Origin of the sequence: Bradyrhizobium sp. UFLA01-814, assembly GCF_046718885.1 — a bacterium.
GTDB lineage: Bacteria > Pseudomonadota > Alphaproteobacteria > Rhizobiales > Xanthobacteraceae > Bradyrhizobium > Bradyrhizobium elkanii.
Genome location: NZ_JAQOSR010000058.1, coordinates 35,446 through 45,885, shown reverse-complemented (window position 1 = coordinate 45,885; position 10,440 = coordinate 35,446). Strand labels below are relative to the sequence as shown.

The following is a 10,440-nucleotide window of genomic DNA, read 5'->3' as shown; positions in this document are numbered from 1 at the left end:
GCCGAGAATAAAGTCTCGGATCAGATGCTCGCAGAGGCGAGCAAGCGCTTTCCGCGGCAAACGCCGACGTCCAAGGAAGGATATTTCTACAGGACCATCTTTGATGGCATTTTCAACAACCCGACAGCCTGCCTAACTGTCCCCGTCGGTCCTTCGATCGCATGCTCCACGCCGACCGCGTTTCTCTGGTCTCAGCAATTTGCGAGCATGAATGACCCATCTGGAAGGGCAGTGAAAGGGATACACGTTCAAGCTATTGATGATGTTCGATCCGTTGGAAACCTCAACAGTTCGGACGCCCCATCGAGCGAACGGGTTGCAGCGGCGGAGTGAAATCATCCTCCTTCAAGCGGATCGCCTACCGTTGTGGGTGAATCCGGCGTGCTGCGTCGGTCGCCGCGACCGGCCCGGATGCCGAGACCATTCAAGCCCGGCCCGCCCGAAGAGCCGGCACTCGGCCTTCCTGCAACCAATGCCAGAGCGACGTCGTCGGCGCCGCATCGGGATCATGACATCGAGGCGACCACCTCAAGCATCACCTCCGTCGCGCCGCCGGCGATGGAGAGGACGCGCGCGTCACGCGCTACGCGCTCGATCGCGCTCTCGCGCATGACGCCCATGGCGCCGTGGAACTGCACGCACGCATACGCGACCTCGTTGACGAGTTCGCCGCAGATGGCCTTCAACATCGAGGTTTCGCGCAGGCAATCGTCGTCGGCCGCCATGCGCCAAGCGGTAGCATAGAGAAACTGACGGCTTGCCTCCACTTTCGCAGAGAGCATTGCGAGACGTTGACGGATCGCCTGCATGTCCCAAAGGACGCCCCCGAATGCGCGGCGGGTCTTCACGTAGGTGACGGTCATATCGATCGCCGCCTCGGCCATCCCTATCGACATGGCGGCGAGGACAAGGCGCTCGTTCTGCAAGTTGCGCATGATTGAGTAGAAGCCTTGTCCCTCCGCGCCGAGCACGTTCTCGGCGGAGATGCGGCAACCGTCGAAGACAAGTTCCGCCGTGTCGGAGGAGCGCCAGCCGAGCTTGTCCAGTTCGCGCGCGACGCTGAAGCCTGGCGTCCCCTTCTCGACGAGGAACATCGTGATCCCGTTGGTTCCTGCCGCGGGATCCGTCTTGGCCGCGACGCAGTAGAGATCCGCGTGGACGCCGTTCGTGATGTAGAGCTTCGTGCCGTCGAGCACGTAGGAGTCGCCGTCTCGGATCGCGCGCGTGCGGATGGCTTTCACGTCCGAGCCCGCATCCGGCTCCGTGATGGCGACCGCGGTGATCACCTCGCCGCTGACAATGCCCGGCATCCAGCGGGCCCGCTGGGCTTTGGTCCCGTCGTGAAAGACATACAAGGACGCCATGTCGGCATGGACGAGCATCGCGTCGGCGACGCCGCCATAGGTCGAGCGCCCGAGCTCCTCGGCGAAGACCGTTGACGCGACAGAGTCCATTTCGGCGCCGCCATACTCAGCCGGGTAACGGATGCCGAAGAAACCGAGTTCGCCCATGCGGCGCAGGATCGAACGCGGAATGAACCCGTTCTCTTCCCAGCGATCCGCGCAGGGCTTGATTTCCTCCTTGACGAACCGGCGGACCTGGTCCCGTAAGAGCTCATACTCCGCCGCCATCCAAGGCAGCTCCGGCTCTCGCGCCGACATCCAAGCTTTGTCCATCGTCTTCATCCGATCTGCTATGAGCTGACTCAAAGGCTCCTGTCCCGATGCCCAAGACCAGGCGGAGGCCTTCCGGTTAGAGTTCGACCTCCTCCCTCGGTCCCTCCGAGAGGGAAGGGGTATTGGAACCGGCCACCCAGCGCATTCCGTCGATGACTTCCGCCAGTTCGGCCAGTGTCGGGCGCTCAAAGAGGTTGCGAAGCTGCACGTCGATGCCGAAGATCTTTCGCATGCGCGACACCGCCCGCACCACCAGGAGCGACTCCCCGCCAAGGTCGAAGAAGTTGTCGTGGCGTCCGATCGACTCGAGTTTCAGGAGTTGGCACCATAGCGCGGCCAGGGTCTTCTCGGTCTCGGTCGAGGGGGCGGCGAAGACTTGCGCCGGCTGGATGTTTTCCGCCGTCGGCTCGGGAAGCGACGAGCGGTCGATCTTGCCGTTGGACGTGAGCGGCATCCGCTCGAGGCGAACGTAGTGCGTCGGAATCATGGACTCCAAGAGTTCTTCGGCGAGGTGCGCGCGCAGATCCGCCACGGTCGGAGCTTTCGACGAGACATAGTAGGCCACCAGCCGTGCGATGCCGTCTTCGGGCGTCGATGGTTCGGGATGGCCGTTCGTTTTCTGTGTCGCCGCTTTCGTCATCGAGGTGGTGATAGCGACGACGGCGCATTCCTGAATGTCCGGGTGCTTGAGCAGCCGTGCTTCGATCTCGCCCAGCTCGATACGGGTGCCACCGACCTTCACCTGATGATCGGCGCGGCCGAGAAATTCCAGGCGTCCTTCCGAGTTCCAGCGGGCGAGATCGCCCGTCTTGTAGAGCCGCAGCTTCGAGCGCCCATCTCGGGGATCGGCGACCGTGCGGAAACGCTCGTCGGTCAGGTCAGGGCGGTTGAAATAACCTCTCGCGAGACCGTCGCCGGCAATGAACATCTCACCGATGATCCCGGGGCCGGTGGGCTGATATTCCTTGCTGAGGACGTAGATTCCCGCATTCGCGGCCGGAACGCCGATCGGCACCGATGCGGATTGATCCCGGTCGGTGTCGAAACGGTGAATCATGCAGCCCACCGTGGCTTCGGTTGGTCCATACTCGTTGTAGATTTCGATGGGATGGGGAATAGCGTTGGTGATGTCGCGAGCCAGCGCGGCCTTGAAGTCCTCACCGCCCACGATGAACTTGCGCAGTCTTGTGGTCTCAAGATTGCGGTCGCGGATCATCGCGAGATGCGCCGGCGTCAGCTTGATGATATCGACCGCATTGTCGTCGATCACCTTGAGCGCGACCATGCTCTGCACTCCGGGATCGCCAAGATAGACCACAATGCGGCCGCCGGTGATGAGTGGCGTAAAGAGCGTTGTGACGGTCAGGTCAAATGCGAGGGATGAGAAAAGGGGCCATGCCAAACTTTCGCCGGAACTGTACACCTGGGCGGCCCACCAGATGTAGTTCACCAGGCTCCGGTGCTCGATCTCGACGCCCTTGGGCGTGCCGGTCGAGCCCGAGGTGAAGATGATATAGGCGGTGCCGTCCGGCGTGGCAGCGGACGGTCGGGCCGAGGCCGGCTGATTCAAAATCGAATCGAAATCGGCGTCGAGCACGAAAATGTCGGCAAGGTTCGGGGGAATGCCGGAACGCAGGCGCGACTGAGTGATCGCCACGGGCGCCCGCCCGTCGGTCCCGTTGGAAATGTCCTGCAGGATTGTTGCGATACGCCCCTTCGGCGTCGCCGCATCGACCGGCACATAGGCTGCGCCGGACTTCAGGACGCCCAGGATCGCAACGACGACTTCAATGGAGTGCTCCATGAAAACAACGGCAATCCGGCCCGGGCCGACGCCGGTCGAGCTCAAATGCGCGGCCATCTGGTTGGAGCGTTCGTCGAGCTGCCGGTAGGTCAGCGTTGCATTGCCGAAGCGGATCGCTTCAGCGTCGGGACTGCGCGTCGCCTGGTCGCGGAAGAGATCGATGATCGTCCTGTCCGACGGATAGCGTGTTGCCGTGGCGTTGTAATCGACAACCAGCGCCTGATGATCGGAATCCTTCAGCAGAGGAAGCGCGACGCCCTCCGGCGCGATAGGTAGGACTTCGTTCATGAAATACGCTCCCATCGGGAAAACCAAAAAATCAAATCACGTCAATCGTTCTGCTTTTGGGTTGCCTGGCGATAGAGGTCTGCGATGGCAGGTGCGTCAGGTTCCATCAGCATCGTGGCTTCGTTGCAGTCATCGGGCCCGAAGTAAAACTCGGCATGCGGCACTACTGGTAGCCATCGGTGTGGCGCGGCGCCCGATCGCAGCCAGGCTTTGTTGGGAAGGAATATGCAAACCCGACCCGAATACGCAGTGGGAGCGTACCGCTGAAAGGCCGCGATCGCCGTGGATTTGAGTAGAGCCCTGCTCGCCAATACCGGATCTGCCGCGACAGGCTCTTCGCTCTTGCCAACGAGGGGTACGAGGGCGCGGAAGTGCTCGCGGAGGCGACTGCCGAAATATCGGAGACGGGCGCCGAATGTCGGCAGCTTCGCTGTCTCGTGCAGGAACGATTCCGCCTTACCCCTGGCAAGGAAATACAGCCGGCGCGGCCATTCCCCATAGGTGGTGGGGTGAAGAGGGCCAAACAGCGCAACGCATGAGACCTCCGATTTGCGTTGTCCCAGGATTTGCGCCAGTTCGAAGGCTGTTGAAGCGCCGGAGCAATAGCCGGCGATGATGTACGGACCGGTCGGCTGGTATTCGACGATCTGGCGGGCGAAGTACTCGGCGATATCTTCGACGCGGTCCATCGGCTCGCTCTGCCCATCGAAGCCAGGCGGTTGGAGCGCGTAGAACGGTTGATCGCCGCCCAGGTTCTTAGAGAGGTCCAGGAATGAGGACGGTGCCCCGACATGACCGGGTACGGCGTAAATGGGCGTGCGTGTTCCGTGAGACTGCAACGGAACGATTGCAGGCGATTGCGTGGCCGCGGCCGTGGCCATGTTCAGAAACGCGATGATCTCGCCCCTGCGACCTTGCAACTGATCGCGAAGCTCCGCCGTCAGCGCGCCGGCCGGGGCGTTGCAGCGCAGCCGGTCGCCCTCGACCCAGACCTTGATGTCCTTGACCGCGAGGTCTGCGAGCAGTTCAGAAAACTGCATCACCGGCGCTGACATCGGGCTTTTCATGGATGAAGCTGACATTTCCTCTTCCGTGCGCCATCGCGGTATCTTCGACCCCGGATGACAGTTCATTTCCGGACGACCACGCTCCCGACATATCCAGGTTGCGGTACGAAGCTTTGGACAGCCCAATCCTTCTCATCCCAGCAAATGGGCTGTCCCAGGCCGCACCCCAGCGCCTTGGAGACAGCCTCCAGCCGGGTCCAGCGCTCGAGGAAGCCTTCCAGCCGGTCTTCCGGATCGAGGGCGGCGTAGGACTCGTACTCGGAGGTGGAAAGGCAGAGCGCTGCGATCTCGTCCGCTTCGGGCACAGGGAGAACTGCCTCGATGTCCACCCCGACCTCTTGCGTGATCGAGAGGGCGATGACCGCGACTTCTCCGGATCGTGAGACGCTGAAGCGCAAGTCGCGGGCGGGCATGCGGCGGGAGAGGTGGGGTTTGCCCAGCCGTCCATATTCCAGCTCGATCTCCGCAAGCGAAATTCCCAGTTTGGACGCGAGCACGTGGCGCAGCTGCCCGCGGCTAACGATGAAGCGGCGGCGGTCTCGCTCCAATCTCAATCCCTCAGCGCGCCGATGTTCCTCTGCGTTGAGGCAAACGCTTAGCTCCCGGATGACGTCCTGCTCCACATGGAGCATGAATGCCAGGACCTCCAAGCCATCATTCTCGAGAACCGGCGTGATGATCCCTCGTCTCAGCTCAACTGCTTTGTCCGAAAAGCTCGAGCGGGCGGTGCCGGCTCCGCGAGCTCCGCTTTCAAGTTTGCGATAGCCTTGCCCGTCAAAGGAACGACTATTTTCCCACGCGCTCTGTTCACAGGCACCTATGCGAAAAGCCATCACAACTTGCTTTCTATTGGCCTCGATCCGGATTGCCGCCGGTAGGTTGCGAACGGGTCTTGCGATGGGCATTCGAACGGACTGCTGGTCGAAATTTTAGTCGCGCACCGCCGTGGCTCAATGGACCATCGTAATTACCCATTTTTTGCCAGTTCCCATCCGGTGCCCCCGGATTGTGCGGCTTGGGTTGAGTGACCCGGCGGCAAAGCGCGCCGCGTCCTTCCGCCAAAGCGGTAGCGGGGAATATTCCTAGGAGAGTTAAACCGCTAAACGGTCAATGGATGCAGTCCGGGCGTAAGCGCGACCCGGTCCGGCAGCCAAAAAGGCGCAGCACCGACAATGGCCACATCGCCAACCCAGACGTTGGTTCTCGCCAAAGAGCCCAAACCGATCGACTAGGAACTAGTCCCGAACACCGAATATAGAGCCGCGGTCTTTTTTGGAAGATTCGTAGCAATGGTTCGTAGCATCCGCTTGGCGCTGCGGATCTTGGCCTCGATGTGGCGCTCCGGACTGTCTTTGCCTACAGCGATCCACGTCATGGCCTGTTCCCGATTGGCCAGATGGGACTTGTGCCCGCCGCCACCAGCCAGGAAGTCGTAGCCGCTTTCCCCGCGTGCAATGCTGTCCTCAATGGCCAGCACATGGCTGACGAGCCCGGGCTTGAGCCGGCTGTCGCTCTCATAGAGAAAGCCGCTCTGGTAGTTCAGGACACGGCCGTCGTGCACGAAATTGTACACCACCCCAATTGTCTCGTTCCCCACCATCGTCCGTGAGATGCGAACGGCCCCCGTGGGAACGCCGCGGGCAATGAGGTCCTCGTGAAACGGACGGAAGCCGGGATTGGCGAAGGCTCCCCTGCGTCCCCATCGCGACCGATGAAAGTCGCTCAGCAGATCGAACGCGGCGAGGGCCTCCGTCGTCGTTTCCATGATGCGGAGTTCAACGGGGCCGCGTTCGGCATATAACCGCATGGCACGGCTCACGGCCTGGCGCGTGCTGCGGCCCAATGTGGCGCGATAATCGCCCCCTCGCTGGCGGACCGGGACAAAATCAACCCACAATGCCGCATCAGACTGTTTCACCTCGGTCACGAGCCCAGCCAGGCCTGCGGCGCGACTGGCAGTCGCCTCAAGGTCCGGATCAATTCCGGAGAGCACCAACTGATCCGACCGGTGCAGGCGGGACGTCAACGCATTGAGACCCGCCGACATGATGGCATCGGATTGCTCTGCAAGAATGCCGTTGTACTCGATGAACAATCGGTCGAAGCGGGTATCTCCCGTTTCATTGAGCAGCCAGCGCGTCCGTGCATGCGGCCCGAGACTCCACGTTCTCCGCCGGCAAATGACCGCCAGGCCAACGATCTTGCCTGATGACCGGGCCACGAGGACGTGTGGTTGCGCGCCCTTCGGGATATGCCGGAGCCAGGTGCCGATCCAGAGCCAGGACAAGAAGAACGAGTGAGTCACTCGCGCTTCGAGCTCCTTCCATGAGGTTTCAAGCCACGCAATGCTCTCCAGGGCATCCAGGCTGACATCGGTAACCGTCTCAGGCATGCTTTCCCGTTCCAACGCCAGAGGACCGAACGCGCGCCGCGACGGGAAGACCGAAGGACCAAGCTGCAACGCGCGCGCAAGATCCGATGCAAGATCCGATGACGGGTGGCTGGTCACACACAGGCATCCCTCTGACGGACACGTCGTGATTGGGCGTCTCCGACCGTTGCCTCGGCGGAGGCCGATAACGCGAACTATATCCGGAATTTGATCGAGGTGCGGACCCTTCCTGAGTACCCACGCTAGCCTCTTGTGCCGGCGGAGCAACTGTGCCGAGGTGAAGCTGAGATCGACCGGGCTCAAGGCTGGTGCAGCGTGCTCCAGCCTTCGGCGTCCGACGGCCTTGATCCCCCGCCCGCTCACCACGGCCTGCCATGGCTGACGTCCGGTTTCTCACGTGGCGCTCGATCCCGAGGTGAGTTTTTCAAATCTCCGCCGCAGGTGATCCACGAGCAGTTCCGCACCGATCAACAGGCAGCCGGGATGTCCGCCAGGCACCTGTATCAATTCCAGTTGAGAGCTGAGATGCCGCCACGCTCGGCCATCGTGGTCGGCCGCGTAAAAGGCCACAGGGATTTCGAGCGGCGCCGGACAATACTGCGCCATTGCGATTGAATGAGCGTCCCACAACGCCGCGGGAATCTCGACCTTGGCGCTCGCAGTCTGTCCGTTCGCGGGGAGCTTCATGTATCGCTCCAGTCTCACCATTTGCTCGAAGGTCCAACGCAAAAGATAAGGCGAAACCAGCGGCTTCAGCAGCCTGAGGATCGCCCGTGGCATTGGACGGGCACTGACAGTCGGCGGGTCCACCATCGTGACCAAATCAACCGTGTGGCCGGCTGCCATCAGCTGGCGGGCCACTTCGAACGCCACCATGGCGCCATTGCACTTGCCACCAAGAAGAAAGGGACCGCTCGCTTGCCTTGCCAGGATGAACGGCAGGCGGTCGGCGGCCATGGCCTCGATCGAGACCGGAATCGGCTCCCCATGAAGGCCGTGGGGATTGATCGAGATGATCGGATAATCCGGCCCCAGAAGCTCTACCAGCCGCCGCACGCTCGCGTGGCCGCTGACAAGGTCGCCGTTAAAAAAGTACAGCGGAGACCGCGTGCCGCACGCATGGGGCTGGAAGAACGCCGTCGCCCACGTGTCCATTGGTGCGGAAACCCTTGCGGCAAATTGCCGGATGGTTTCCGCCCCGAACATGATGGTTTCCGGCACGGGATAGCCGACGAGCCGCTCGACCTCGAGCAGCATCTCCATCGCGAGAAGGGAGTCTCCGCCGCTGGCAAAAAAATCGCTGTCGACGGTCACGGCCTGGTTCTTGAGCAGCCTGCGCCAGAGCGTCAGCAACTCGGCTTCCAGATTCAGCGGCCCGTTCGCGACAGGCGCCGGCATCGGCGCCAGATGCCCCCGTGGCCGGTCGACCAGCTCGCGCAGACGTCGCCGCTGAACCTTTCCCGTCACCCCCTTCGGCAGATGGTCGAGCGTCAGAATGCGTCTCGGAATCTTGAACGAGGCCAACTCGCGTTGCAGGAACTGGCGAAGCTCCGCAGCGGTCGGCTGCGCGCCGCGATGAGGGACGATGGCGACTGCGACGTCCTCGCCCAGGCGCGGATGTGAGATCGCGAAGGCCGCAGCTTCGGCGACGGCCGAATGCCGCAATAGCGCGGCTTCGATCTCGGCGGGAGAAATCTTCTCACCGCCGCGATTGATCAGCTCGCTCAGGCGGCCGTCCAGCGAAAGGAAGCCGTCTTCGTCGAGGCTGCCGATATCGCCGGTGTGAAACCAACCCTTCGTGAAAGCGGCTTGATTGAGTTCCGGCGCATCGAGATAGCCCGACGTCACGGTCGGTCCACGAATCCAGATCTCTCCGCGCTCGCCGGCCGCCAGGGGATGTCCATCCTCACCAACGATCGCCACCGTATCGGGCCAGGGTCTCCCGCAGGTGCCCGGCCTGTTCGGACCGGGCGGCAGCTGGTTGGCGGCGATCTGCGCCGCCTCGCTGGAGCCGTAATGCTCCAGCACCGGCACGCCCAGAGCGTGTTGCAGGCCGTCCTGCACGGTCCTCGGCAGCGGCGCGCCGCCTGACATGGCGAATCGCAGAGTGTGCGCAGCCCCTGCATTCTCGAGGCTCTGCGCCTTGTCCAGCACCGTGGCGTGAAGCGTCGGGCCCGCCGAGTACCAGGTCGGCCGCAGGACATCGAACCACTCATCGAGTGCGACGATCGCATTGTTCGCCGGGATGGCAATGCTGCCTCCCGTGAGCAACGGCGTGAAGACCGTTACTTTCAACCCATGAGAATAGTACGGGGGCGACACGCTCAGGCATCGGTCCCGGGACGTGAGGCCGAACCAGGCCCGAAGGCGTTCGGCCGCCGCCAGCATATTGTCATGACTGAACGGAATGAGCTTCGGCTGCGCGGTCGTGCCCGACGTCTGCAGGATGAAGGCGGGGGAGCGCGGATCCGGCTCGGCGTCGATGGCAGGGGAGGCGGAAACTTGCACGGCGATCTCGAGTCCAAGCTGCCCCTGTCCGACCGGAGCGGCTTCTATAATGGCAAGCGTTCTGCGAGCTGCGGCCTGGCGAGCTTCAGGGGCGCTGCCCTGCAGCACAACGAGGGCGCTCAGGTTCAGCATGTCGAGACGCTGCTCGATCTCAGGCTGGGAGAGGCGTGGGTCGAGGGGCACCGCGACGGTACAGCAGGCGACTGCCACGATGGCGAGAACCGCCTCCGGGCCGTTCGGCATCAAGACCCCGATCCGGGTATTGCAGTCGAATCCGGCCAAGCGCAGCCGCCGTCGGAATGCATTCAACTGGCGTTCAAGACCGCTGTATGTCAGAGGCTCGAAAGCGCTCGAGACGATCGCCGGCTGGTTCGGAAACCGACTGGCTGTTCGACCGATGATCTGGCCTATCGTGAGTCGTGCTTCCGGCTCCCCACTGTCGCGAGCGCGGAAGCTCTCGGAACACATGGTGGCGGCAGGCGTCTCGTTGTCCAGAAGCATTCCGTCCCACCTTGAACAACCTAAGTCGGCTCGCACAACCATAGCGCGCCGCTCCCGAAGATGCCTTGCTGTACAGCAAGTGAAGGCAGCAATTCGGGATTAGCCAATATTCAGTGCGGCATCCTGCCATCCTGCCGATTGCGAGCATTGGTGAGTGGTGGCTTAACCAGACCGGGCAGCGGCGCTACTTGCGCTCGCCGATGA

Annotated in this window: 6 protein-coding genes and 1 pseudogene; 1 reads left to right on the top strand and 6 read right to left on the bottom strand. The window is 62.4% G+C overall.

Translation table 11 applies throughout. The features are described from left to right. A pseudogene (asnB, locus tag PMN64_RS19315) lies at positions 1–333 on the top strand (asparagine synthase B); the annotation flags it as partial. A gap of 173 nt (positions 334–506) precedes the next feature. Here asnB and PMN64_RS19310 read toward each other — a convergent pair. The 6 genes from PMN64_RS19310 to PMN64_RS19285 all read right to left on the bottom strand — a co-directional run bounded on the left by PMN64_RS19310 (position 507) and on the right by PMN64_RS19285 (position 10,236). Further along, positions 507–1,685 carry an acyl-CoA dehydrogenase family protein gene (locus PMN64_RS19310; RefSeq protein ID WP_411781765.1) on the bottom strand — a complete coding sequence of 393 codons (1,179 nt, stop codon included), beginning with the start codon at positions 1,683–1,685 and terminating at the stop codon, positions 507–509. Positions 1,686–1,752: 67 nt separating this feature from the next. Beyond that, entirely contained in the window at positions 1,753–3,768 is a 2,016-nt protein-coding gene (locus PMN64_RS19305; RefSeq protein ID WP_411781764.1) for a non-ribosomal peptide synthetase, read from the bottom strand. 41 nt (positions 3,769–3,809) lie between these two features. Next, positions 3,810–4,850: a thioesterase domain-containing protein gene (locus PMN64_RS19300; protein ID WP_411781763.1), complete on the bottom strand. Its 1,041-nt coding sequence runs from the start codon at positions 4,848–4,850 to the stop codon at positions 3,810–3,812. 47 nt (positions 4,851–4,897) lie between these two features. Further along, positions 4,898–5,668: a 4'-phosphopantetheinyl transferase family protein gene (locus PMN64_RS19295; RefSeq protein ID WP_411781762.1), complete on the bottom strand. Its 771-nt coding sequence runs from the start codon at positions 5,666–5,668 to the stop codon at positions 4,898–4,900. Between the two features lie 395 nt (positions 5,669–6,063). Then, on the bottom strand, positions 6,064–7,227 hold the full coding sequence (locus PMN64_RS19290; protein ID WP_411781761.1) for a GNAT family N-acetyltransferase: 1,164 nt from the start codon (positions 7,225–7,227) through the stop codon (positions 6,064–6,066). Between the two features lie 393 nt (positions 7,228–7,620). Next, positions 7,621–10,236 carry an AMP-binding protein gene (locus tag PMN64_RS19285; protein WP_304498239.1) on the bottom strand — a complete coding sequence of 872 codons (2,616 nt, stop codon included), beginning with the start codon at positions 10,234–10,236 and terminating at the stop codon, positions 7,621–7,623. Between the last annotated feature and the right edge of the window lie 204 nt (positions 10,237–10,440).